This window comes from Streptomyces sp. NPDC024632 (assembly GCF_055559175.1).
This window is the reverse complement of the sequence record NZ_JBVHLD010000010.1, coordinates 1-23,158: the sequence shown is the minus strand read 5'-3', so window position 1 is coordinate 23,158 and position 23,158 is coordinate 1. Positions and strand designations below refer to the sequence as shown.

General features: G+C 71.6%; 22 protein-coding genes. 14 read left to right on the top strand and 8 right to left on the bottom strand.

Annotated features, from left to right (window positions below):
• Nucleotides 1–144 precede the first annotated feature (144 nt).
• The 4 genes from pdhA to ACZ37P_RS21560 all read left to right on the top strand — a co-directional run bounded on the left by pdhA (nt 145) and on the right by ACZ37P_RS21560 (nt 4,079).
• Nucleotides 145–1,353 (top strand): pyruvate dehydrogenase (acetyl-transferring) E1 component subunit alpha, encoded by a 1,209-nt coding sequence (gene pdhA / locus ACZ37P_RS21575; RefSeq protein ID WP_355336734.1) that lies wholly within the window; start codon nt 145–147, stop codon nt 1,351–1,353.
• Between the two features lies 1 nt (nt 1,354).
• Nucleotides 1,355–2,329, top strand: a complete 975-nt coding sequence (locus ACZ37P_RS21570) for an alpha-ketoacid dehydrogenase subunit beta (RefSeq protein WP_355336735.1) — start codon at nt 1,355–1,357, stop codon at nt 2,327–2,329.
• 10 nt (nt 2,330–2,339) lie between these two features.
• Complete coding sequence (locus ACZ37P_RS21565; RefSeq protein ID WP_467348139.1) at nt 2,340–3,785, top strand: dihydrolipoamide acetyltransferase family protein; 1,446 nt, start codon at nt 2,340–2,342, stop codon at nt 3,783–3,785.
• A gap of 99 nt (nt 3,786–3,884) precedes the next feature.
• Complete coding sequence (locus ACZ37P_RS21560) at nt 3,885–4,079, top strand: hypothetical protein (RefSeq protein ID WP_355336737.1); 195 nt, start codon at nt 3,885–3,887, stop codon at nt 4,077–4,079.
• Here the strand turns inward: ACZ37P_RS21560 and ACZ37P_RS21555 are convergent.
• Complete coding sequence (locus ACZ37P_RS21555) at nt 4,060–4,764, bottom strand: 2-phosphosulfolactate phosphatase (protein ID WP_355336738.1); 705 nt, start codon at nt 4,762–4,764, stop codon at nt 4,060–4,062. The genes ACZ37P_RS21560 and ACZ37P_RS21555 overlap by 20 nt on opposite strands.
• Nucleotides 4,765–4,781: 17 nt before the next feature.
• Nucleotides 4,782–5,204, bottom strand: coding sequence for an ATP-binding protein (locus tag ACZ37P_RS21550; RefSeq protein ID WP_401851427.1), 423 nt, complete (start codon nt 5,202–5,204; stop codon nt 4,782–4,784).
• A 261-nt stretch (nt 5,205–5,465) separates the two neighbouring features.
• Here ACZ37P_RS21550 and ACZ37P_RS21545 point away from each other — a divergent pair, with 261 nt between their 5' ends.
• Complete coding sequence (locus tag ACZ37P_RS21545; RefSeq protein WP_355336740.1) at nt 5,466–6,347, top strand: helix-turn-helix domain-containing protein; 882 nt, start codon at nt 5,466–5,468, stop codon at nt 6,345–6,347.
• Complete coding sequence (locus ACZ37P_RS21540) at nt 6,347–6,535, top strand: DUF397 domain-containing protein (RefSeq protein WP_467348136.1); 189 nt, start codon at nt 6,347–6,349, stop codon at nt 6,533–6,535. The genes ACZ37P_RS21545 and ACZ37P_RS21540 overlap by 1 nt, the downstream gene beginning before the upstream one ends.
• A 381-nt stretch (nt 6,536–6,916) precedes the next feature.
• Here ACZ37P_RS21540 and ACZ37P_RS21535 read toward each other — a convergent pair whose 3' ends face one another.
• Entirely contained in the window at nt 6,917–7,717 is an 801-nt protein-coding gene (locus ACZ37P_RS21535; protein ID WP_355336741.1) for a CPBP family intramembrane glutamic endopeptidase, read from the bottom strand.
• 812 nt (nt 7,718–8,529) lie between these two features.
• Here ACZ37P_RS21535 and ACZ37P_RS21530 point away from each other — a divergent pair.
• Together ACZ37P_RS21530 and ACZ37P_RS21525 are read left to right on the top strand one after the other, a co-directional pair.
• On the top strand, nt 8,530–9,270 hold the full coding sequence (locus ACZ37P_RS21530; protein ID WP_355336742.1) for an MHYT domain-containing protein: 741 nt from the start codon (nt 8,530–8,532) through the stop codon (nt 9,268–9,270).
• 159 nt (nt 9,271–9,429) lie between these two features.
• Nucleotides 9,430–10,515: a DUF8094 domain-containing protein gene (locus ACZ37P_RS21525; protein WP_467348133.1), complete on the top strand. Its 1,086-nt coding sequence runs from the start codon at nt 9,430–9,432 to the stop codon at nt 10,513–10,515.
• Nucleotides 10,516–10,655: 140 nt separating this feature from the next.
• Here the strand turns inward: ACZ37P_RS21525 and ACZ37P_RS21520 are convergent, their stop codons facing one another.
• On the bottom strand, nt 10,656–11,594 hold the full coding sequence (locus tag ACZ37P_RS21520; RefSeq protein WP_467348131.1) for a zinc-binding dehydrogenase: 939 nt from the start codon (nt 11,592–11,594) through the stop codon (nt 10,656–10,658).
• A 109-nt stretch (nt 11,595–11,703) separates the two neighbouring features.
• Here ACZ37P_RS21520 and ACZ37P_RS21515 point away from each other — a divergent pair, with 109 nt between their 5' ends.
• Nucleotides 11,704–12,345, top strand: coding sequence for an acyl-CoA-like ligand-binding transcription factor (locus ACZ37P_RS21515; RefSeq protein WP_467348130.1), 642 nt, complete (start codon nt 11,704–11,706; stop codon nt 12,343–12,345).
• A 276-nt stretch (nt 12,346–12,621) separates the two neighbouring features.
• Here ACZ37P_RS21515 and ACZ37P_RS21510 read toward each other — a convergent pair whose 3' ends face one another.
• On the bottom strand, nt 12,622–12,858 hold the full coding sequence (locus ACZ37P_RS21510) for a hypothetical protein (protein WP_467348129.1): 237 nt from the start codon (nt 12,856–12,858) through the stop codon (nt 12,622–12,624).
• 125 nt (nt 12,859–12,983) lie between these two features.
• Between ACZ37P_RS21510 and ACZ37P_RS21505 the strand changes: the two genes are divergently transcribed.
• Together ACZ37P_RS21505 and ACZ37P_RS21500 are read left to right on the top strand one after the other, a co-directional pair.
• Nucleotides 12,984–13,664 carry a GntR family transcriptional regulator gene (locus ACZ37P_RS21505; protein ID WP_355339557.1) on the top strand — a complete coding sequence of 227 codons (681 nt, stop codon included), beginning with the start codon at nt 12,984–12,986 and terminating at the stop codon, nt 13,662–13,664.
• Nucleotides 13,661–14,995, top strand: coding sequence for an MFS transporter (locus tag ACZ37P_RS21500; protein WP_391158667.1), 1,335 nt, complete (start codon nt 13,661–13,663; stop codon nt 14,993–14,995). The genes ACZ37P_RS21505 and ACZ37P_RS21500 overlap by 4 nt, the downstream gene beginning before the upstream one ends.
• Before the next feature lie 152 nt (nt 14,996–15,147).
• Here ACZ37P_RS21500 and ACZ37P_RS21495 read toward each other — a convergent pair whose 3' ends face one another.
• Nucleotides 15,148–15,972 carry a maleylpyruvate isomerase family mycothiol-dependent enzyme gene (locus ACZ37P_RS21495; protein ID WP_355339563.1) on the bottom strand — a complete coding sequence of 275 codons (825 nt, stop codon included), beginning with the start codon at nt 15,970–15,972 and terminating at the stop codon, nt 15,148–15,150.
• A gap of 133 nt (nt 15,973–16,105) precedes the next feature.
• On the opposite strand from ACZ37P_RS21495, the gene ACZ37P_RS21490 reads away from it, so the two are divergent.
• Nucleotides 16,106–16,909 carry a carbon-nitrogen family hydrolase gene (locus ACZ37P_RS21490; RefSeq protein ID WP_355339566.1) on the top strand — a complete coding sequence of 268 codons (804 nt, stop codon included), beginning with the start codon at nt 16,106–16,108 and terminating at the stop codon, nt 16,907–16,909.
• A gap of 161 nt (nt 16,910–17,070) precedes the next feature.
• On the opposite strand, the gene ACZ37P_RS21485 is transcribed toward ACZ37P_RS21490, so the two are convergent.
• Entirely contained in the window at nt 17,071–17,565 is a 495-nt protein-coding gene (locus ACZ37P_RS21485; RefSeq protein WP_355339569.1) for an LURP-one-related/scramblase family protein, read from the bottom strand.
• 39 nt (nt 17,566–17,604) lie between these two features.
• Between ACZ37P_RS21485 and ACZ37P_RS21480 the strand changes: the two genes are divergently transcribed.
• A complete protein-coding gene (locus tag ACZ37P_RS21480) occupies nt 17,605–19,512 on the top strand; it encodes an NHL domain-containing thioredoxin family protein (RefSeq protein ID WP_467348126.1) in 1,908 nt (635 codons plus the stop codon).
• A gap of 99 nt (nt 19,513–19,611) precedes the next feature.
• Nucleotides 19,612–22,689, top strand: coding sequence for a hypothetical protein (locus ACZ37P_RS21475; protein ID WP_467348124.1), 3,078 nt, complete (start codon nt 19,612–19,614; stop codon nt 22,687–22,689).
• A gap of 48 nt (nt 22,690–22,737) precedes the next feature.
• On the opposite strand, the gene ACZ37P_RS21470 is transcribed toward ACZ37P_RS21475, so the two are convergent.
• Nucleotides 22,738–22,974 carry a hypothetical protein gene (locus ACZ37P_RS21470; protein WP_188282515.1) on the bottom strand — a complete coding sequence of 79 codons (237 nt, stop codon included), beginning with the start codon at nt 22,972–22,974 and terminating at the stop codon, nt 22,738–22,740.
• Nucleotides 22,975–23,158 lie beyond the last annotated feature (184 nt).

Here is a 23,158-nt window from a genome sequence, read left to right as displayed (position 1 = left end):
GTCTCTGTTGCAGGCCACGTGGCCGGGGCACTGTCACGCCTGGCTCGGCCATGCCGCACACACCCCGTGCGCCGCGTCGTACCAGGTGAGCCGCACACTGGCTGCCCGGCGGATCCCGGGGGCCGGACAGACGGAGGAGCGAACGTGAGCGTGAAGAGCACTGCCGCTGGGGCCACCCCCGCCAGGAGCGGGGGGCGAAGCACCGCCACTCCCGCCAAGGGCAGGGGACGGACCACCCGCGCAGCAGGCGCCAAGCGCCGTGGCACCGAGCCCGAACTCGTACAGTTGCTGACGCCCGAGGGCGAGCGCGTCGAGCACGGCGAATACTCCATCGACCTGACGCCGGAAGAGCTGCGTGGCCTGTACCGCGACATGGTGCTGACCCGCCGTTTCGACGCCGAGGCGATCACCCTGCAACGCCAGGGCGAGCTGGGCCTGTGGGCCTCGCTGCTCGGCCAGGAGGCCGCGCAGATCGGTTCGGGGCGGGCCACCCGCCCGGACGACTACGTCTTCCCGACCTACCGCGAGCACGGTGTGGCCTGGACCCGTGACGTGGACCCGCTCAATCTGCTCGGCATGTTCCGTGGTGTGAACCACGGCGGCTGGGACCCCAACGAGAACAACTTCCACCTCTACACGATCGTCATCGGCTCGCAGACGCTGCACGCCACCGGCTACGCCATGGGCGTGGCCAAGGACGGCGCGGATTCGGCCGTCATCGCGTACTTCGGCGACGGCGCCTCCAGCCAGGGCGACGTGGCGGAGGCGTTCACCTTCGCCGCCGTCTACAACGCGCCGGTCGTCTTCTTCTGCCAGAACAACCAGTGGGCGATCTCCGAGCCGACCGAGAAGCAGTCCCGCGTGCCGATCTACCAGCGCGCCGCCGGATACGGCTTCCCCGGCGTCCGCGTGGACGGCAACGACGTCCTCGCGGTGCTCGCCGTCACCCGTGCGGCCCTGGAGCACGCGCGCAGCGGCCAGGGCCCGATGCTGGTCGAGGCGTTCACGTACCGCATGGGCGCCCACACCACGACCGACGACCCGACCCGCTACCGCGCCGACGAGGAGCGCGAGCAGTGGGAGTCGAAGGACCCGATCCTGCGGCTGAAGACGTATCTGGACAAGCAGGGCCTGGCCGACGAGGCGTACTACGCGTCGATCGAGCAGGAGAGCGACGTACTGGCCAAGCGGGTGCGCGACGGCGTACGCACGATGGAGAACCCGGACACCATGGCGATCTTCGAGAACGTCTACGCCGACGGGCATGCGCTCGTCGACGAGGAGCGCGCGCAGTTCGCCGCGTACCTGGCCTCGTTCGAGTCCGAGGGCGCCGCTTCCGGAGAGGGACGCTGACATGACCCAGATGTCCATCGCCAAGGCCCTCAACGAGTCGCTGCGCACGGCGCTCGACAACGACCCGAAGGTCCTCGTCATGGGTGAGGACGTCGGCAAGCTCGGCGGCGTCTTCCGGATCACCGACGGTCTCCAGAAGGACTTCGGGGAGGGGCGCGTCATCGACACCCCGCTCGCCGAGTCCGGCATCGTCGGCACCGCGATCGGCCTCGCGCTGCGCGGCTACCGCCCGGTGGTCGAGATCCAGTTCGACGGCTTCGTCTTCCCGGCCTACGACCAGATCGTCACGCAGCTCGCGAAGATGCACGCCCGCGCGCTCGGCAAGATCAAGTTGCCGGTCGTCATCCGTATCCCGTACGCGGGCGGCATCGGCGCGGTCGAGCACCACAGCGAGTCGCCCGAGGTGCTGTTCGCGCACGTCCCCGGCCTGAAGGTGATCACGCCTTCGAACGCCTCCGACGCGTACTGGATGCTCCAGCAGGCCATCGAGTGCGACGACCCGGTGATCTTCTTCGAGCCGAAGCGGCGCTACTGGGACAAGGGCGAGGTCGACACCTCGGCCGTGCCCGGCTCCCCGCACAAGGCGGTCGTGGCCCAGGAGGGCACCGACCTCACGCTCGCCGCGTACGGTCCGATGGTGAAGGTCTGCCTGGAGGCTGCCGCCGCCGCCTCGAACGAGGGCCGTAGCCTGGAGGTCGTGGACCTGCGCTCGCTCTCGCCCCTCGACTTCGACACTCTCCAGACGTCCGTGGAGAAGACCCGCCGCCTGGTCGTCGTGCACGAGGCCCCGGTCTTCTACGGCACGGGCGCGGAGATCGCGGCCCGGATCACCGAGCGCTGCTTCTACCACCTCGAGGCCCCGGTACTGCGGGTGGGCGGTTTCCACGCCCCGTACCCGCCGGCCCGCCTGGAGGAGGAGTACCTGCCCGGCCTGGACCGCGTACTCGACGCCGTCGACCGCGCGCTGGCGTTCTGAGGAGAGGGTTGTGACGACCATGACCGCACCTGCACAGCGCTTCCGCGAATTCCGGATGCCGGATGTCGGCGAGGGCCTGACCGAGGCGGAGATCCTCAAGTGGTACGTGGCCGTCGGTGACACCGTCACCGACGGGCAGGTCATCTGCGAGGTGGAGACGGCGAAGGCCGCCGTCGAGCTGCCCATTCCGTACGACGGGGTGGTGAGCGAGATCCGCTTCGGCGAGGGCACGACGGTGGATGTCGGTACGCCGATCATCGTGGTGGACGCCGGGGGGGACGGGGCCGCCGGGTCCGCCGATTCGGCCGGTTCCGCAGGGTCCGCCGGGGTCGCGGCTTCGGAGCCGCCCGCCGTGGAGACTCCCGCCCCCGAGGCCCCGCCCGCCGAGCCCAAGCGGCAGGCGGTGCTCGTCGGATACGGCGTCGCGCCGTCGGCCACGACGCGCCGTCCGCGCAAGCAGGCGGCCCCTGACGTACCAGCCCCTGCCGTACCGACCGCTGACGTACCGGCCCCCTCCGTACCGGCTCAGGCCGCCGAGCTGAACGGTCACGACCGTGCGGCGGCGGTGGACCGGCCGCTGGCCAAGCCGCCGGTGCGGAAGCTGGCCAAGGAGCTGGGCATCGACTTGGCGACCGTGGTGCCGACCGGGCCGAACGGCGTGGTGACCCGCGAGGACATCCGCGCGGCGGCGGCCCCGCCTGCCGCCCTGCCGCCGGTGACGGCCGCGCCCGAGCCGCTCGCGGCGACCGCCGGCGCCCGGGAGACGCGTATCCCGATCAAGGGCGTCCGCAAGGCCACCGCCCAGGCGATGGTCACCAGCGCCTTCACCGCGCCGCACGTCACGGAATTCGTGACGTTCGACATCACGCGGACGATGAAGCTGGTCCAGGAGCTGAAGGAGGACCGCGCCTTCACGGGCGTACGGGTCGGCCCGCTGCTGCTGGTCGCGAAGGCCCTGCTGGTCGCCCTCAAGCGGCACCCCGAGGCGAACGCCGCGTGGGACGAGGCCGCGCAGGAGATCGTCCACAAGTCGTACGTCAACCTGGGGATCGCCGCCGCCACCCCGCGCGGTCTGATCGTCCCCAACATCAAGGACGCGCACGACAAGACGCTCCCCGAACTGGCCGCCGCACTCGGCGAACTGGTCGCCACCGCCCGTGACGGCAAGACCTCGCCGGCCGCGATGCAGGGCGGCACGGTGACCATCACCAACGTCGGTGTCTTCGGCGTGGACACCGGCACGCCCATCCTCAACCCGGGCGAGTCGGCGATTCTCGCCTTCGGCGCGATCAAGCTCCAGCCCTGGGTCCACAAGGGCAAGGTGAAGCCGCGTCAGGTCACCACGCTCGCCCTCTCCTTCGACCACCGCCTGGTCGACGGCGAACTCGGCTCCCGCGTGCTGGCCGACGTGGCCGCCATCCTCGAACAGCCCAAGCGGCTGCTCACCTGGGGCTGACGCCGTCACCCGCACGGAGGGCCCGGACGTACAAACGTCCGGGCCCTCCGTCGTGCGTGCGTCCCACCCATTCGTCCCCTTTTATGCTGCCATCACCCCATGGCCGTCTCCGTCTCCGTCGTCCTGCTGCTCCTCGTCCTCGCCGCCATGATGATGCGCAACAAGTCCCTCAAGCCCAGCCACGCCGTCATCTGCGTCCTCCTCGGCTTCTGCCTCTCCTCCACCAGCCTCGCCCCCACCATCCAGTCCACGATGAACTCCACCGCCTCCCTGGTCAGCACGATCCGTCCCTGACGAGCGCCGCTGACGCCCGCAGGACCATGAGCGGCCCCTCCACGGCCGCCACCATGGCGAAGGGGAACCGGTCGAGTTCGAGGCAGAGCGCGATGTCGTCGGGGTGCACTCCTTCGCGCACCCCCTCCGCCAGCTCGGCGGCGGCGCGCGACGTGGCGGCGCGGCGCAGGAACTCGGCGGCGTCCGTTCCGGCCCCGGCGGCCCGCCCGGCGATGTACTGAGCGCACGCCAGGTCCTCGTCGGCCTGCCCGTCCTCGCCGGTGACCACGAAGGTGACGCCGTCGCCCGCGTGCGCCCGCAGGTGGTCGGCCGTCGCCTCCGCCACCACGAACGCGGCGCACAGCACCAGCGGCGCGTCCTTCACCGCGAGCGCGCCGACCGTCCCCGCCGTGGTCTTCTGTACGACGGTCCGTCCCTCCAGGGCGAGCGACCGCATCAGGCCCGGTGAGTTGACGGTGTCGAACCCCGGCGCGGGCGCACCGTCCTTGACCGTCACCCAGTCCGGATGCCGGGCCTTGAGCGCCAGCGCCTCGTCCAGCGACCCGGCCAGCACCACCTTCTCCGCCCCGCGCCCGAGCGCCCAAGCCGCCACGGTGAACGCCCGCATGACGTCCACGACCACCGCTACGGCCGGTGCCCGGCCCCGCTCGCCGAGTTCAGCGATCCCGAGAAATGAAGTCTCCATACCGCCCATGCTCCCCCTCACCCTCGCCGTCGCCCCAGGGGCGTCAGATCCAACTCGGCCCAGACCGTTTTGCCCACGTCCAGGGGGACGACGGCCCAGCGGGCGGCGACGGCCGCGACGATCAGTAAGCCCCGGCCGGACTCGTCGTCGTCGCTCACGGCCTCGGGCACCTGGGGCCGCCGCTCCCCGCGCGCGTCGGTGACGCCCACCCGCAGCACGTCGTCGGCCAGCCGCACCTCGACCCGGAACAGCCGCCCGGCCACCCGCCCGTACCGGACCGCGTTGGTCGCCAGCTCGCTCACCAACAGCCCGGCGTCCCCGGCCACTTCGGGGTGCCCCCACTTCTCCACCAGCTCGGCGGTCCGCACCCGCGCCCTGCTCACACTCCGCGCCGTCGGTGCGTACAGGCATGTGTCATACGTCGTCTCCGCGTCGCCCATCCCGGCGACCTCCCAGCCTCGCGCGTCAGCCCGCGCACGGTCCCTGGCGGTGGCGTCGCCCCCACGCCCTCCGCCCCACCCGGGCATGACGCAGCGGTGCACTTCCGCCATGCGGCGCCGCTGTGCGAGCGGGTCGTCACCGACGGTAGAGGGTTCCCTTTCTTGGGTGCAACCTTCTTGGGGAAACATGTCTCCGTAACTGGCTTGCCGCTGCGGAAGATCGGTTGCAGACTGAGTCCGCTTCCAGGGAGGTGGCGACCCGTGGCAACCAGCCGGGCAGATGTGGGCAATCGCGTATCGACCGTGCTCGCCCGCAAGTTGGGCGGCGAACTGCTCCGCCTGCGCGAGGACGCCGGACTGACCCAGCCGCGCGCGGCGGAAGTGCTCAGCGCGTCGGTGGCCAAGGTGACGAAGATGGAACGGGGCTGGGTCCCGTTCCGCGACCCCGACGTCATCGCCCTGTGCAAGCTCTACGGCGTTCAGGACGAGTCCGCCGTGGAGGGACTGCTGCAAATCGCCCGGCTGGACCGGGAACGGCGCAAGGCAAAGGGCTGGTGGAAGCCTGACGCGGGCAATCTCAGCGAGTACATCGCGATGGAGGATGTCGCCGTACGTATCCGGACGTGGCAACTGTCGGTGGTCCCAGGCCTGTTCCAGACCGCCGACTACGTACGCGCGCTCGCTGTCAGCGGCGGCGTATGGGAGAACCCGGACGACATCGAGCGGTTGGTCGCCGTCAGGATGAAGCGCCAGGCCCGTCTGCAAGGGGAGAACCCGCTACGCGTGCACGCCGTCATCTGGGAGGCGGCTCTGCGACAACTCGTGGGCGGTGCCGAGGTTATGCGCGAGCAGTTGTCGCACCTCCATGACCTGGCCAAGCTCCCGAACGTGCACATCCAGGTGCTCCCGTTCCGAGCGGGCGCGCATCCCAGCATCGGCGGTCCGTTCAATATCCTTTCGTTCCTCGACAGCGCGGCGATGGAGGTGGTGCACATGGATACGCTTGCTTCCACGCAGTGGGTGGAGGACGCGGCCCATAGCACCGTCTACCAGTCGTTCTTCGAGAGCACGGCCCGGCTAAGTCTGTCGCCGTACGCGTCCTCGAAGCTGATCGATGACATGGGCAAGGGGTTGCACGACTGATGCAGTTCGAATTCGTGAAGTCGAGCTACAGCACTTCGGGTGGTGAGTGCGTTGAGGTCGCCGTCAACGTGCCCGGCACCGTACGTGTCCGCGACTCGAAGAACCCCGAGGGCCCGGCCCTCGCCTTCACGCCCGGTGAGTGGACGCACTTCCAACGGGCGCTCGCCGCAGGCGACTTCGTCAACTGACCGGCAGCCGCCGGTTACGGCGCCCACACCACGGAACCGCCTCGGCGTGCGCGCCCTACGGTGTCAGCGGTCGGCGTACAAACCGGCACCCGTACGGCACCGGCCCCGTCAAGGCCGCCCGTCACCGCGACCCGCCCCCGGCCCGGGCCCGCCCGACAGCCCCGACCGGCCCGCCTCCCCACCGCAGCCAGCGGCAGTGCGCCCGCAGGGCGCGAGACGAACCCGCCACGGCCCCACCGGGCCGTTCGCCCCCAGAGGACGCGGCGCCCGGCTGCGGCGACTGGCGCGCGAACTGGAACAGGCCATGCCGGGCGACCGCCCCTGAGGGCGTACGCGCGCGTCGTAGCCAGGCAACCTGACGGGCGGGGGCCGTACCGCTGGTCAGGCCGGGACGGCCGGGGAGGCGGGCTGGATCGCGCGGCGCCTGACGAGCAGCACGATGATCAGGGCGACCTGGAGCAGGATGATCAGGAGGGTGCCCAGTGACACCTGGGGCTTGTCGCCCACGAGGTTGGAGATCAGGCTGGTGTCCCACAGGCCGTGGACGAGCATCGGCAGCACGAGGACGCCGCCGGCGCGCAGGCACAGGTAGAAGAAGTAGCCCGAGGTGGAGACGACGGCGGCCTGCCCGAGCGCTTGTGGTCCCTGGCTGATGGCGTTGCTGATGTGGACGAGGCCGAAGACGACGGAGGAGCAGAGCGCGACCTTGCCCTCGGTGAATCCCGCCCGGCGGAAGACATGGACGCCGATGCCCCGGAACATGAGTTCCTCGCCGACGCCGACGAACAGCCCGAGCAGCAGCAGGCAGGCCACAAGAGACAGGCTCTGGTCCGCCAGGTGCGGGTAGTTCAGCCCGATCACCGCGGCGGCGATCATCGAGATCGGTACCCAGCGCACCCAGCGCCGCACCGGCGCGCGGTAGCGCAGGACCTCGCCCCACCAGCCCAGCCAGGAGACGACCGCGGCGCCGAACGCGATCGACGCCCCGATCGGGATCAGCGCGTTGCGCACCAGGGACGCGGTCGTGGGGAACTGGCTGTCGGAGTCACCGGTGTCCACGCCGATCAGCAGGCCCAGGCCCTGGATGATGCCCACGTACACGACCACCACGACGAGGAACCAGGGCCACGACAGCCTGCGTCCCGCCCCGGCCTCCGGTATCGCTTCCGCCGTGTCGCGCATCGTGCAGCCCTTTCAGTGACGGCGAGGTTCGCCGCCCGACGGGCACCGTCACACATCGCCGCGGTTCCCCAGCAGACTCTCATACCGGAATGAACACCCCTCGTGCCCCTTCCCCGAACCGGCGGCACCACCCCGAGGACCGGCCGACCGTCCGCGGTGGCCGTCCCGGTGGGCCGCGAAAGCCGACAAGCGATCGGGGATTCGGCTACCTCACGTTCTCGACGCTTCACTGTCCCGGTGATGCCGAACGGGCATATGACGTCGAGGATATGGCAAAAGGAATATGCCGGGAATCGTCTCGGGGCGGGAGGCGCATCATGCATGTGACCGCGCATGGGGGTAAATCGGCTATTCGGGAGGGGCGATGGGGCCCGGACCGGTGGGAACCGGACAGGCTCGGGTGCCGTGAAGTGGTGCGCAAGGAAGGTGAGTTGGGCGGGGCGGCCGGTCGGCAGGGCGGGGGACGGGCTGGTCAGGGCGGGAAACGACGGGACGGCAGCGGGTTGCGGTGAGAGAAAGTTGATCTTGGCTGGAAGGGGCGAAAACTTGCCTCGGTGAGGCGGCCTCGGGGTGCCTCGAATTGCGCATGAGTGATATCGAGCCCCACGCGTCCCCGCTGTGTACCAATTTTGAAGATCAATATCGCCGAATGGCCGTATAGGTGATACAAGGTCGTACACCTGTGCGCGCGTGCCTCTCCGGCCTGCGCTGTCGTCACTTCACTCAGCAGGCAGGAAAATCCTGAGAGGGCCGCTCAAATGCAACACCACGAACCGCTCTGGTCCAACTCCCTTTATCCGACGTTCGCTTACGTGATCGCCTTTGTCGGCTCCGTGCTCGGCCTGGCCTGCTCGTCCCGGCTGCACCTCGTGGGATTCGGGCGGGGAAAGAGCTGGCTCGGATCGGGAGCCGTCGCGCTGGGCACCGGAATCTGGGGCATGCACTTCGTCGCGATGCTCGGCTACGACGTCCAGGGCGTGACGCTGCGCTACAACGTGACGCTGACCGTGCTGAGTTGGGTGCTCGCGGTGGGCGTCGTCGGCGTCGGGATCTACGTGGCGGGCCGGGACTCGTCCTGGCCGTCGCTGCTGGCGGGCGGCCTGCTCGCCGGGGTCGGCGTGGCGGGTATGCACTACCTCGGCATGGCGGCGATCATCATGCCGGGCACGATGAGCTACGACGGCTCCACCGTCGCCCTGTCGATCGTCATCGCCATCGTGGCCGCCACGGCGGCGCTCTGGGCGACGCTCCGCGCGCGCGGCCCGCTCTTCATCACCGGGGCCGCGCTCGTCATGGCCTTCGCGATCAGCGGCATGCACTACACGGGCATGGCGGCGGTCAGTTCCACGATCACCGACCACACCGACCCGACCACGGGCGTCTCGGCCTCGGCCTTCGTCCTGCCCCTGATCGCGGGCCTGAGCCTGATCGTCTTCGTGGTCGCCTTCGCGGTCCTGATGAACCCGACCGAGGAGCTGGCCGCCGACAATCCGGCCCCCGTCCGCCAGGCCCCGCCCCAGCCCGCGACGACCCACGGCGACTGGCCGTCCTGAGCCCGGACGTCCGGACGTCCGGACGCGTACGAACCGCCCTCCCCGGTCGTCCCGGCAGCCCCACCAGCGGGCCGACGCGGCCCGCTCGGTAGCGTGGACCGGGTTCCGGCGGCCCGAGGCCGTTACGGGGAAGTGTTGTTCACGGGGAAGCAGGGACTCATGGTTAACCGAAAGCACCGCGTCGCGCTGGCGGCGGGCCTCGCGGCGACGTGTCTCGTCCTGACCGCCGGGTGCGGCGGCTCGTCGTCGGACGAGACGTCGGACACGTCCACGGAGAAGAGCGGGGACGCGGGCAAGGGCAAGGGCGGGAAGAAGGCGGCGCCGCTGCTGACCGTGGCCGAGGCGAACAAGATCGTGGACACGTATCAGGCGCTCAACAACGAGGCGAACGCGAAGCTCAGCCCGGCGCTGATTGCCAAGGTCGAGGCGGGGGCCATGCTCGCCTTCGACAAGGGCTACTTCACGCAGGCGTCCGGCCTCGACCAGAAGAACGTCAAGGCGAATCTGGCGGCCTTCGTGTACGTCAACCGCGCGTTCTACATCCCTCCGGCCGCGGCCAACACGGACTGGTTCATGGTGAGGGCACAGGGCGCGGAGCTGAAGGACGGCAAGCCGGGCGCGCCGTGGACGACCGGCACCCGCTTCATCGTCTTCAAGCACACGGCCGACGGCTGGCGCGCGGTCAACTCCCAGGACTTCTCGGGCGACGAGCAGAAGAAGATCCCGGAGATCGCGCTGGACGCGGACGGGCTGGCGCGGGTCGCCGAGCCGACGGCGAAGATCGGCGGCACCGCGCCCGCGGACCTGGCCGACCTGGTGGCGGACCTCTACGTGACCGGCGGCGCCGACACCCCGCTGGCGCGGACCAAGGCGCGCGAGAACGCGATCTCCGCGTACAACAACCGTCTCAACGGCCTCGACGGCCACGCGTACAACGACTACAAGAAGGCCGCCCCGCGCGTCGGCACCACGTACGCGCTGCGCACGAAGGATGGCGGGGCCCTCGTGCTCAACGACAGCGCCGTCGACGAGACGTCACTGGCCAAGGACCTGACCTCGTACATCACCCTCGGCAAGCGGCTCAAGCCGTTCGTCAAGAAGGGCGCGAGCGACCACATGTACCAGGTCGTGAACCACGAGATGCAGATGGAAGTGGGCGTGATCGCCCCGAGCGGCACCCCCGCCGTCTACGGCCTCGAACAGCAGACGACGAGCGTGGACGCGACCCCGATGAGCACCGTCTGACGGACGGTGCGTCCGCCCCGGCAGTACGGCGGGCGGCGGCCGTTGAGCCGCCCGCCGCCCGCCGCCTCGCGCCCGTCCGCCCGCCGCCCGCCGCCTCGCGTCCGCCCGTCCGTCCCGCCCTCTGTCCGTACGGGACGACATCACCCGAAGACGGCGACCAGCCGTCCGATCACCTCGCCGCGCTCCAGCCGCCCGACACCCTCGCCGATCTCCTCGAATCCGATCTCGGTGACCCGCGACGACAGCTTCCCCTCGGCGACGAGGTCGAGCACCGCCGCGCAGTCCTCCTTCGATCCGGCCTGGGAGCCGACGAGTTCGACCTCGTTCAGGGTGAGCGCCTGAAGGTCGATCTCGCCGCGCGCGCGGCCGAGGCCGACCTGGACGATACGGCCGCCCCGGCGTACGGAGTGGATCGCGCCGTCGGTGGTCGTCCCGAACCCGGCGAAGTCGACGACCACGTCGAGGTTCTCGCCCGCGAAGTCGGTGATGTCGCCCGCGACCTTCTCCGCGCCGAGCGAGCGGGCGAAGTCGTGCACGCGCTCGTTCTTCTCGGCGACGAACACCGTCGCGCCGAGCGCGAGCGCGGTCTGGGCGCCGAGCGAGCCGAGCCCGCCGAGGCCGATGATCCCGACGCGGGAGCCGGCGGTGACCCTCCCCTGCACGGAGACCGCGTGGTACGAGGTGAGCCCGGCGTCGGTGGCGGCTGCCGCCTGGTCGAACGGCACCCCGTCCGGCAGCGCGACGACGAGCCGTTCGAGGACGACGACCTCGTCCGCGAATCCGCCGTTCTTCGACGTGCCGGGCCCCTCGATGGCGGCCGGGATGACGACCTTCTGGCCCACCGTGAACCGCGTCACGCCCGAGCCCACGGCGGAGACGACCCCCGCGATCTCGTGACCCAGTGTGATCGGACGGAACGGGAGCAGCGGCGTCAGCGTGCCGTCGAGAAACCCGACGTCGCTGTGGCACAGCCCGGCCGCGCGGACGTGCACGACGAGTTCGTCCGCGCCCGGTGCCGGGGCCGGGACCTCACTCAGGGTGAGGGGCTTGTCGATGTCGGTGAACTGCCATGCGCGCATTTCCGCTCCTTGGACGGTGGGCTCCCGGCGGGGCCGCGCTGATGTCGGCGGTCACCCGGAAGAATATTGGTACCTCATCCCAAAAATACTCCTCCACTACGCTCGGGCGATGACCACCTCCCGAAGGAGCCGCGGGCGACCGCCCGCCTCGACCCGCGAAGCCCTGGAGGAAGTCGCCTTCGACCTGCTGCTTCGCGACGGCTACGAGGCGACGACGCTCCAGGCGATCATGGCCGCGGGCGGTGTCGGGCGCTCGACGCTCTTCCGCTACTTCGGGTCGAAGTCGGGGATCGTGTGGGGCGAGTTCGACCGCGCGGTCGAGCGGCTGCGGGCCGCCCTTCGCGACGCCGACGACGTACCCGTCATGACGGCCGTACGGGCGGCGGTCGTCCGGTCCACGCGGCTTTCGCAGGCGGCGGCGCCGGACTCGTGGCTCGACCGCTTCCGCGTGCTCGACCGGGACCCCGCGCTCGTCGCGGAGGCCGCCGCGCACTGGCGCGTCTGGGGCGAGACGGTGAGCGGGTACGCGGCCGGGCGCACCGGCCTCGACGCGGGCGACCCCGTCCCGGCCGCGATCGGCGGCGCCGTACAGGCGGCCTACGTCGCGGTGCTCAGGCGGTGGGCCGGGGCGGCGGAGGCGCGCGGGGACGACGCCGGGGCCGAAGCGGTCGACATCGACGAGCTCGACCGGGACCTGCGCCCGGTCACCGACGCCTTCCAGGCCGTCCTGGACGGCGTGACGCGAGACTGAACGGAGGCTCCGCCACCGCTTGGCGACCTCCTTCGGTCCCCTTGTCCCGCGGCGGCGGCCGTATTGCGACGGTGGGCGCGAGCCAGCCGAAGCGCGAGGGACATCAGGACCGTACAGGCGTCGATCGGGGAGAGAACCTGCCCCGCGATGCGCGGTCGGGCAGCGGCCTGATCCGTGTCGTCTCCTCCGAACCCGTCGGCGACGGCGTCCGCTCCGTCCACGTCGCCTACGAGTTCCCCGAGGGCCGCTGGACCCAGACCTTCCTCTCCCGCCCCCTCACCCCCGCCCCCTTCGAACAGGCCCTCCGCGAAGCCGACTTGACCCTCGGCCGGGGCCGCAGCCCACGTCGGCCACGGGACCGCCCCCGGCGCCGGTGACCTCGGCGGCGAACAGAGCGAGCGCCGTACGCAGGGCCGGCGCGCCGTCCAGCGCCTCCCGTACGAAGTCCGCGTAGCTCACCGCGACCGTGTCGTACGAGGTTCGGGTGTCCGCCAGCCAGTCGTCCGCAGTCATGCTCCGAGACGGTAGTCCCGCGGCCCGCCGCCGCCGAAGCGCCCCTGCGCAAGGGGCTCCTGGCATGTCCATATCCCGGACGGCCGTACCGTCCCCTCAACTGTTGTATCTATGATGCGTGCATCATGGATGCCAGCACTCTCACCGTCGCCGCGCCCGGCCCCGCCGTCAAGGCGCCGCCCGCCGCCGAGCGGGTCTATCTGCACGTCAAGTCCGGTGTCCTGGACCGGAGTTACGAGGGCGGCACGCTGCTCACCGAGGGGGATCTCGCCGACGCGGTGGGGGTCTCGCGCACGCCGGTGCGCGAGGCGCTGCTGCGGCTGGAGGCGGAGGGGCTGATCAAGCTCTACCCGAAGAAGGGCGCACTGGTGCTGCCGGTGTCGGCGCAGGAGATCGCCGACGTGGTGGAGACCCGGCTGCTGGTGGAACAGCACGCCGTGGCCAAGGTGGTCGGGGCGGTGCCGCCGCGGCTCATCGCGCGGCTGGAGGAGTCCCTGGCCGAGCAGCGCGGGCACGCGGAGACCGGCGACCTGGCGGCCTTCGCCGTCGCGGACCGCTGCTTCCACGCGGAGATCGTCCGCGCGGCGGGCAACCGTATCCTCGCGCACCTCTACGACCAGCTCAGGGACCGTCAGTTGCGGATGGGGGTGGCCACCATGCACGCCGAGCCGAGCCGGGTGGCGAAGAACATCGCGGAGCACACCGAGATCCTGGACGCGCTCAGGGACGGCGCGGCCGACACGGCCGCCGACGTCGTGGACCGGCACGTCTCGTGGGTGAAGGTGCTCGCCAGGGGCGAGTCGTGAGCCGGAGCCCGGCCCCGGAGAAGGTCCTGCCGGGCGACCCGCCCGGCGGACGCCGTGCCGCCCTCGTCTGGGGCGTCGGCACCTCCGTCTACCTCGTCGCCGTCGTCCACCGCACCAGCCTCGGCGTCGCGGGCATCGACGCCGCCGACCGCTTCCACATCGGCGCCTCCGCGCTCTCCAGCTTCTCGATCCTCCAGGTGCTGGTCTACGCGGGCATGCAGATACCGGTCGGCCTGATGGTGGACCGGCTCGGCACGAAGAAGGTCCTGCTGCTCGGCGCCGTGCTGTTCACCCTCGGCCAGGGGGCGTTCGCGCTGTCCCACTCGTACGGCATGGCCCTCGGCGCCCGCGCCGTGCTGGGCTGCGGCGACGCCATGACCTTCGTGAGCGTGCTGCGGCTCGGCTCGCGCTGGTTCCCCGCCAGACGCGGCCCGATGATCGCCCAGGGCGCCGCCCTGTTCGGCGTCGCGGGCAACCTCGTCTCGACCGTCGTCCTCTCCCGCGTCCTGCACTCGGCGGGCTGGACCCCGACCTTCCTCGGCACCGCCCTGGTCGGCGCGCTCGTCCTCGTCCTGGTCGCCCTCTTCCTCAAGGACCACCCCGAGGGATACGAACCCGCGCCCGCCGAGCACGCGGGCCTGACGTACGTACGCCGCCAGATCGCCGCCTCCTGGGCCGAACCCGGCACGCGCCTGGGCATGTGGACGCACTTCACCACCCAGTTCTCCGGCATGGTGTTCCTGCTGCTGTGGGGGCTGCCGTACCTCGTCGAGGACCAGGGGCTCTCGCGCGGCGCGGCGGGCGGGCTGCTCACGCTCGTCGTCGTCGCCAACATGTTCTTCGGCATGGTCTTCGGGCAGCTCATCTCCCGCCACCACGGCGCCCGCATGCCGCTCACCCTCGGCGTGATCGCGGCCACCGCCGCCGCCTGGGCCACGACGCTCGCCTGGGGCGGCGGCCACGGCCAGGACCCGATGTGGCTGCTGGTCGCCCTGTGCGTCGTCCTCGGCGCCTGCGGGCCCGCCTCGATGATCGGCTTCGACTTCGCCCGCCCCGCCAACCCGCCCGAGCGCTTCGGCACCGCCTCCGGGATCGTCAACATCGGCGGCTTCACCGCCTCCGTCCTCACCCTGCTCGCCGTCGGCCTGCTCCTGGACGCGACCGGCGACGACTACCGGATCGCCTGGAGCAGCGTCTTCGTGCTCCAGGCGGTCGGCACCGCCCAGATCCTCCGGCTCCGCCGCCGTGCGGAACGGCTGGAGCGGGAGCGGATCGCGGTCAGCCGCGTCGAGAGCGTGCACCGCCTGCCGGCGGCGGTCACCTCCGACTGACGCCCGGCGCGGCCGTACGACGCTGTACGGCGGCGGGGTTCATGGCGGGCGCGCCGTGATCCGGGCGCCCCGTGGTTCGGGCGCGCGGTGATCCGGGTACACCATGATCCGGGAACGGCGTGATCCGGGAACGGCGCCCGAGGCGCCGGGCGCTACTTCGTGACCGCGATGTGCGACAGGATCGCGTCCGCCAGTTGCCGGTCGCCCTCGATCTTGAGCTGGTCGGCGAGCGCGGCCGGACGCGCCCGGCCGGTGAGCAGCCGCAGGAACGTCTCCCAGTCCACGACGAAGGTGACGGCCGGACCGAGCGAGACGGCCGAGTCGATGCTGCCGTGGCCCTCGGCGTTCACCCGTACGGTCCGCATGAACTCCAGCGGTCCGTGCACGTCGAAGACGACCGCGGAGCCCGGCTTGGCGCCCGCGTCCTCGGCGACCAGCTTCGGCAGCGAGCGCAGGAGGTAGTCACGGGCCAGAACGGCCGCGGGGGAGGCGAGGTTGCCCGGGGCGTCGAGGGCCCGGCGCAGATCCTGCTCGTGCACCCACACGTCGAAGACGCGGCCCCAGAGCTGTTCCTCCAGGGTGACCTCGCCGCCGCCGATCGCGCGGACCTCGGCGTCCGGCTGCCGCGACTCGTTCCTGAGCTGCCGCGAGCGGCGGATGATCGTGTACTCCAGCTCGGACGTCATCTCCGGCGCCGTGTGGTGGCGGCGGATGTCGACCGGGACCTCCGTGTAGCGGGCCGTCTCGCTGGTGATGTGCCGGAGGTCGCTGGGAAGTGTGTGGATGGGGCGCGGGTCGCCCAGCAGCTCGCACTCGAAGCCGATGATGTGGGACACGACATCGCGGACCGACCAGTACGGGCACTCGGTGTGGCGGTTCCACGCGCCGTCGGGCAGCGGCGTCACCAGTTCGTTGACGGATTCTATGGAGTGGGTCCAGGCGTCGATATACGGCTGGAGCTTGCTGTGGACGGTCACGGGACCCCTCGACGGTCGGTGCGCGGTCGTGGCGGTTGGCGCCTAAGTTACGCTGCGCGCGGGCGCCCACGCAGTGCTTTCGAGTGACGATGGTAGGCCCGGCTTGACGACCCAACGTATGGGCGGTGTCCGAGTGCGCGCAACGCTTCTTCAGATCGACGTGGACCAGAGGGAATCGGTCGCCTCGCGGCGCGACCGTGTGGCAGCGATGGTACGTGCCCACGCGGACGCGGATCTTGTCGTGCTGCCCGAACTGTGGCCGGTCGGCGCCTTCGCCGCCGAGGACTTCGCGGCCGAGGCCGAGACGGCGGACGGCGGCCCGACCGCCGAGGTGATGAGCGCGGCGGCGCGCGACGCCGGGGTGTGGCTGCACGCCGGGTCGATCGTCGAACGCGACGTCGTCGGCGGCGAATTGTTCAACACCTCGCTGCTCTTCTCCCCCGACGGCGCTCTCGCGGCCGTCTACCGCAAGATCCACCGCTTCGGCTTCGACCAGGGCGAGGCCGTCCTCATGTCCTCCGGGCACGACATCGTCACCGCCCGCGTCCCCGGCACCGTCCTCGGCCTCGCCACCTGCTACGACCTGCGCTTTCCCGAGCAGTTCCGGCTGCTGCTCGACGCCGGGGCGCAGACGCTGGTCGTTCCGGCGGGCTGGCCCGCGCGGCGGCTCGCCCACTGGCGGCTGCTGGTGCGCGCCCGCGCCGTCGAGTCCCAGGCGTACGTCCTCGCCTGCGGGACGGCCGGCACCCACGCCGGGGTGGAGCAGGCCGGGCACAGCATGATCGTCGATCCCTGGGGTGAGATCGTCGCCGAGGCCGGGCCCGCCGAGCAGGCGCTCTCCGCCGAGGTCGACGTCTTCCGCGTGGACGTCACCCGCGCCGATTTCCCCGTCCTCCGCGACCGCGTCCTCGGAGTCCCCACCCCGAAGCCCCGCTAGGGCCTGTCCGGCCGCGAGAAGGGCCCGCCGATCTTTCAGGGGCGCTGCGGGCACCCACCCGCGCGAGGTTCGGGCACAGGGGCGCTGCGGGCACCCACCCGCGCGAGGTTCGGGCACAGGGGCGGCGCCCCGGAAGGACCGGGTCGCCGCCCTGCGCAGGGCTATTCGTCCTCGTGCTCCTTGTCGACCATGCGGTCGACGCACACCGCCACCGCGATCAGCATCGCGGCATCGGCGTCCTCGCGCTCGATGTCGATGGCGTAGGCGTCACGGAGGGTGAACCACTTGCGGGAGATGCGCGCGAGGCGCTCCCCCTCGTACTCGATGTCGAACTCCTTGTCGATGATGTCGCCGCGCACTTCGAGTTCCTCGCCGGAGGCGAGCTCGGCGCGGAAGACGTCGCGGAGCAGGTGGAGGCGCTTCTTGCGGACGGTGACGAGGACGTCGCCGTCGCGCTCGATGGTCATGGCGTCCCGCAGGGACACCAGCTTCTTGCGGATGACGGCGACCTCGTTGCCGTCCGGGTCCTGGAGTTCGAGGGTGTCGCGGATCCGGAGGACCTTCCCGTCGACGTAGAAGGCCCTGCGGCCGTGCTCGTCCTCGATCCAGTAGTCGTCACCGATGGCGAACATCTTCTCTCGCACCACGTATTTCATAGGGAATGCCTACCCCGGCGGATGCTGTTGGATGGGGATATGACTGCACGTGCACGTGTCCGGGCGCCCGAGCTGACCGGCAAGGGCGGCTGGCTGAACACCGGCGACAAGCATCCGACCCTCGCTGACCTGCGGGGCAGCATCGTCATTCTGGATTTCTGGACGTTCTGCTGTGTGAACTGTCTGCATGTCCTGGACGAGCTGCGGGCCCTGGAGGAGCGGCACAGGGACACGGTGGTGATCGTCGGCGTGCACTCGCCGAAATTCGTGCACGAGGCCGAGCACCAGGCGGTCGTGGACGCGGTGGAGCGGTACGAGGTGCACCACCCGGTGCTGGACGACCCGCAGCTCTCGACGTGGAAGCAGTACGCCGTACGGGCGTGGCCGACGCTGGTGGTGATCGACCCCGAGGGGTACGTGGTCGCGCAGCACGCGGGCGAGGGGCACGCGCACGCGCTGGAGCAGCTCGTGACGGCGCTGGAGAAGGAGCACGCGGCCAAGGGCACCCTGCGCAGGGGCGACGGCCCGTACGTACCGCCCGAGCCGGTCGCGACCGACCTCCGCTTCCCCGGCAAGGCGCTCGCGCTGCCCGGCTCCGGGCACTTCCTGGTGTCGGACTCGACCCGGCACGCCCTGGTGGAGCTGGCGGCGGACGCCGAGAGCGTGGTGCGGCGGATCGGCACTGGCACACGCGGGCTGGCCGACGGCAACGCGGAGACGGCCCGCTTCAGCGAGCCGCAGGGGCTGACGCTGCTGCCCGACGGCAGCGTGATCGTCGCCGACACCGTCAATCACGCGCTGCGCCGCGTCGACCTGGGCACCGGCCACGTGACGACGGTCGCGGGCACCGGAAAGCAGTGGTGGCAGGGCTCCCCGACGTCCGGCCCGGCCCGCGAGGTGGACCTGTCCTCGCCGTGGGACGTGGCCTGGTTCGACGACCGGGTGTGGATCGCGATGGCGGGCGTGCACCAGCTCTGGACGTACGACCCGGCGACGGAGACCGTACGGGTCGCGGCGGGCACGACCAACGAAGGGCTGGTGGACGGGCACGCGGCGCAGGCGTGGTTCGCCCAGCCGTCCGGGCTCGCGGCGGCGCCGGAGCGCGGCGAGGCGGGGGCGCCCCCGGCCGACGGCTGGGGAAGGCTGTGGATCGCCGACTCCGAGACCTCGGCGCTGCGCTGGGTCGAGCGCGCCGACGACGACCCGGACGCGGACGCGGACGCCGCAGGCGGTGACGGCGGAGAGCCGCGCCGCTACATCATCCGTACGGCCGTCGGCACCGGCCTGTTCGACTTCGGCCACCGCGACGGCCCCGCCGGGCAGGCGCTGCTCCAGCACCCGCTGGGCGTCACCGCGCTGCCGGACGGCTCGGTCGCGGTCAGCGACACGTACAACAACGCGCTGCGCCGCTACGACCCGGTGACCGGCGAGGTCACCACGCTCGCGACCGGCCTGCGCGAGCCCTCGGACGCGGTGGTCGTGGACGGCGACATCGTCGTGGTGGAGTCCGCCGGGCACCGGCTGACCCGGATGCACCTGCCGGAGGAGGCCGTCCGCGTGGAGGCCGTCGCCCACCGTACGCAGCGGGACGCGACCGACGTGGCGGCCGGTGCCTTCCGGCTCGACGTGGTGTTCACCGCGCCCGACGGGCAGAAGCTCGACGAGCGCTACGGGCCCTCGACGCGGCTGCTGGTCAGCGCCACCCCGCCGGAACTCCTGGCGGAGGGCGCGGGCAAGGGCACCGACCTCTTCCGCGACCTGGTCCTCGACCCGTCCGTCACCGAGGGCGTCCTGCACGTCTCCGCGATGGCCGCGTCCTGCGACGACGATCCGGCCAACCCCTACCCCGCCTGTCACGTGCACCAGCAGGACTGGGGCGTGCCGGTCCGCGTCGGCGCCGACGGCGACTCCCGGCTGGCGCTGGTCCTGGCGGGCCTGGACGCGTAAGGCGTACAGGCGCCGTACGGGCGTGCCCGGGCGGTGAGTAAGCTCCGGCCATCACTCTTGATCCGCCGGGGGGCGGAGCGTCACCTGGGGAGGGACCGAGTGCCTCGTCGCGCTCTCACACGCGGCTCCGTCGCGGCGGCCACCGTCGTCGTCATGGCCGCCGGGCTCGTCCCGGCCGCCACCGGCGGCACGGCGTACGCGGACGGTACGCCGTCCGGTACCGCGTCGCAGGAGACCGTCATACCCGCCGGTTCGCGGTGGCTGCCGCAGAGCGAGCCGCTGATCACCGCCGGGAACGACGGATACCTGGTCAGGGGGGCCAACGGCGCCCACTGGGTGAATCCGGCGGACGGCAGCGAGGGCCCGGTACTGCCGGATCCCACGCCGCCCTTGGTCAACACCGGCCTGTCCGCGCACCTCATCCGCAACTTCCCGTCCCAGTCGGTGACGATCACCGACTACGACACCAACACCTTCCGCACGGTCACCGCGCCGGCGGGCCAGCGCTGGGTGCCGTTCGGCTTCAGCCTCGACCGCGTCCTCACCAGCGAGACCGCCGCCGACGGCACGCTCGCCGCGCTGCACGTGATCGGCGACGGCAAGGACGGTTCCGCCGACCTGACCGTCACCGGGCTGCCCCCGGGGACCGCCGTGCCCGACTGGCCCGACCTGCTCGCGCAGAACCGCGACCACGCCGTCCTGCGGCTGACCTCGGCCGCCGCGCCCGGCACCGCGCACAATTACCTGCTGGACTACCGCACCGGCACGCTGCGCGCGATCCTCGCCGACGTGCCCGCCGCCGAGCAGACCACCGTCGTCCTCGGCAGGGACCGGGTGCTGGCGTACGGCGGCGCGGCCACGACGGCGTACACCGTACGGCTCGACGACCCGACGGCGCCCGTCGAGAAGACGCCGCTGCCCACCGACGGCCGGGACGGTACGCCGAAGCTCACCGTCACCGGGGACCGCGTCCTGGTGCTGGAGCGGTCGACGGACAGCCAGTCCGCGGGACTTCCGCTGCGGGCCGTACCGGTCGGCGGCGGCCCCGCGCGGACCCTGCTGGCCAAGGTCGCCACGGACATGGCGACCGCGCCCGACGGCTCGGTGCTGGTCGAGGGCGGCACAGGACCCGACGACTGGGCGGTCCGCCGGATCACCGCGGCCGACGGCGCCGACGCGACCGTCACCGACCTCAAGACGCTGCCGCCGGTCGCGGCCACGGTCTACGGACTGTCCTACAGCGCCGGGCGGCTGGCGTACTCCGACACCACCCGGCCCTACCCGGCCCTGGTACGGCGCGATGTGGCCGCGGGCCCGGCGCCCGCCGTGTCGGAACCCGAACTGCTGTGGAGCTACGGTCCGAAGCCCGCCGACTGCGGCTCCGGCGTCGCCTGCGTGCACCTCCAGGGCACCGGCACCGGCACCGTGGCCTTCTCCGCCGCCAACATCATCACCGTGCCCCAGCCGCCGTCCCCGACCGATTCGCGCGCCGTCTTCCTCGGCGCGCCCGGCACGGTCACCGACGCCGCGGGACCGTACGTCGTGGTGCACACCGGCACCCCCGCGCGGCAGAAGGTCTTCGACCTCCGCTACGACGGCACCCTGTTCGACGGCCCGGTCACGGCCTCCGCGCTGTGGGGCCGCACCCTGTGGGTGCCCGGCAGCGCCACCGGCACCGTCCGCCCGTACGACCTGGAGCGGCGGACGTACGGCGCCACGGTCCAGACGGGCGCGCCGTGCGTGCCCAAGGAGCTTCAGGCGGACGGGCGTTGGCTGTACTGGTCGTGCGGCACCAGCGCCGGGGTGCACGACCGTACGACCGGCAAGAACGTGCCGGTGCCGACCGGGACCGCGCTGCTCGGCGACGGTTACGTCGTCCGGCACGACACGACGGCGGGCCGCCTGATGCTCACCGACGTGCACACGGGCTCGGCCGTCGGCAGCAACCTCGCGGAACTGGCAGCGAGCGACCTGGCCGACGACCGAGGCGTGACGTGGACGGTGGACAAGTACGGCGGCGGTGTCGCCTACGTCGATGCGCAACACCGCTTCCACGTGCAGCCGTTGACCTCGATACCGCGCAGCGCGGTGTCGGTGCTGAGCAGCGACGTCGGCCCGGCCGTCGTCGACGTCCTGGACAACCCCGAGGACTGGTACGGCAGGTGGACGCTGTCCCGGCCCGTCGCGGGCTGGAGCCTGACGGTCACGGACGAGGCGGGCAGGACGGTCGCCACCCGCCGCGGCTCCACGGGCGCGCAGGTGTCGGCGAGTTGGAATCTCAAGGGCGCCGACGGGGCGTGGGTCAAGAACGGCCGCTACACCTGGACGCTGACCGCGCCCCCGGCCGACGGCGGCCCCGGCGGGCTCTCCCTCACCGGCCTGATCGTCGTCAAGGGCGCCGCGGGCGTGCACGACTTCACCGGTGACGGGACCGGCGACTTCTTCGGCCTCACCCCGTCCGGCCGCCTGGACCTGCGCGCGGGCAACGGCAAGGGCAACGTCAACGCGGCGCGCTCCACGTCCGGTTGGCCGACGTCCTCGCTGTACGTGCCCTACGGCGACCTCGGCGGCGACCGGGTCAACGACCTGCTGGTCAGGGACGCCTCGGGCCAACTGTGGCGCTACGACGGCAAGGCGGGCACGAACTTCACCCCGTCCCAGCCGCGCACGCTCATCGGCCCCGGCTGGAACGCGTACGACGCGCTGGCCTCGGTCGGCGACCTGACCGGTGACGGCCGCGCGGACCTCGTGGCGCGTACGCCGTCCGGCAGCCTGTACCTCTACGCCGCCGACCGGAACGGCAGGTTCGGGCCACGCACTCTCATCGGCGGCGGCTGGAACACGTACAACCTGCTGATCGGCTCGCAGCACTCCGAATCCGTCGGCTACGGCCGTCAGCTTCTGGCCCGGGACAAGTCCGGGGTGCTGTGGGCCTATGACGGCGACGGCAAGGGGCACTTCGGGCCGCGCGTGAAGATCGGGTCCGGCTGGAACATCTACAACTCGATCGTGGGCGTCGGCGAAATCCGGCCGGTCCGGGGGGCGTACCTCACCGGACTGGTCGCCCGTGACGCGGCGGGCGACCTGTGGCGCTACGACGGCCGCGACAGCGAGCCGGGCTTTGCCGCCCGCGTCAGGCTCGGCGCGGGCTGGCAGATGTACAAGTCGCTGTTCTGAGATCCGGGGCTGACCTCACGTCAGAACGCCGGTGGTACTGGCCTGGTGTCAGTACCGCCGGTCACCCGGGTAGTAGCGCTCCTCGACGGGCGGGATGTCGCCGTCGGCCGTCGGGGGAATCCGGCGGCGCTTGAAGATGCTGACGTAAGCGGCGAGTCCGATGATGCCGACGGCCATCATGATCAGGCCGAGCAGATCCATGTTGACGCCCTTGGCGTGCCAGTCGGTGGCGAACGTGATGATCGCACCGACCGCGATCAGAATGATGCAGCCTCCGATGCCCACAATTACCGCTTCCTTTGGCCTAGTTGTGCTCCGGCGTTCTGAAGCAGCGCCTACCCCGGACCTCGGGGCACAAGCAGGCGCATCGGGTCGGGGGGGGGGGGGGGGGGGGGGGGGGGGGGGGGGGGGGGGGGGGGGGGGGGGGGGGGGGGGGGGGGGGGGGGGGGGGGGGGGGGGGAGGGGGGGG

Excerpts from the sequence above, each read along its gene's own strand:
- ACZ37P_RS21510 (WP_467348129.1), bottom strand. The coding sequence starts at position 12,858 with ATGACTGCGGACGACTGGCTGGCGGACACCCGAACCTCGTACGACACG.
- ACZ37P_RS21570 (WP_355336735.1), top strand. The coding sequence starts at position 1,355 with ATGACCCAGATGTCCATCGCCAAGGCCCTCAACGAGTCGCTGCGCACG.
- ACZ37P_RS21480 (WP_467348126.1), top strand. The coding sequence starts at position 17,605 with ATGACTGCACGTGCACGTGTCCGGGCGCCCGAGCTGACCGGCAAGGGC.
- ACZ37P_RS21525 (WP_467348133.1), top strand. The coding sequence starts at position 9,430 with ATGGTTAACCGAAAGCACCGCGTCGCGCTGGCGGCGGGCCTCGCGGCG.
- ACZ37P_RS21555 (WP_355336738.1), bottom strand. The coding sequence starts at position 4,764 with ATGGAGACTTCATTTCTCGGGATCGCTGAACTCGGCGAGCGGGGCCGG.
- ACZ37P_RS21550 (WP_401851427.1), bottom strand. The coding sequence starts at position 5,204 with ATGGGCGACGCGGAGACGACGTATGACACATGCCTGTACGCACCGACG.
- ACZ37P_RS21505 (WP_355339557.1), top strand. The coding sequence starts at position 12,984 with ATGGATGCCAGCACTCTCACCGTCGCCGCGCCCGGCCCCGCCGTCAAG.
- ACZ37P_RS21540 (WP_467348136.1), top strand. The coding sequence starts at position 6,347 with ATGCAGTTCGAATTCGTGAAGTCGAGCTACAGCACTTCGGGTGGTGAG.
- ACZ37P_RS21520 (WP_467348131.1), bottom strand. The coding sequence starts at position 11,594 with ATGCGCGCATGGCAGTTCACCGACATCGACAAGCCCCTCACCCTGAGT.
- ACZ37P_RS21535 (WP_355336741.1), bottom strand. The coding sequence starts at position 7,717 with ATGCGCGACACGGCGGAAGCGATACCGGAGGCCGGGGCGGGACGCAGG.
- ACZ37P_RS21515 (WP_467348130.1), top strand. The coding sequence starts at position 11,704 with ATGACCACCTCCCGAAGGAGCCGCGGGCGACCGCCCGCCTCGACCCGC.
- ACZ37P_RS21485 (WP_355339569.1), bottom strand. The coding sequence starts at position 17,565 with ATGAAATACGTGGTGCGAGAGAAGATGTTCGCCATCGGTGACGACTAC.
- ACZ37P_RS21560 (WP_355336737.1), top strand. The coding sequence starts at position 3,885 with ATGGCCGTCTCCGTCTCCGTCGTCCTGCTGCTCCTCGTCCTCGCCGCC.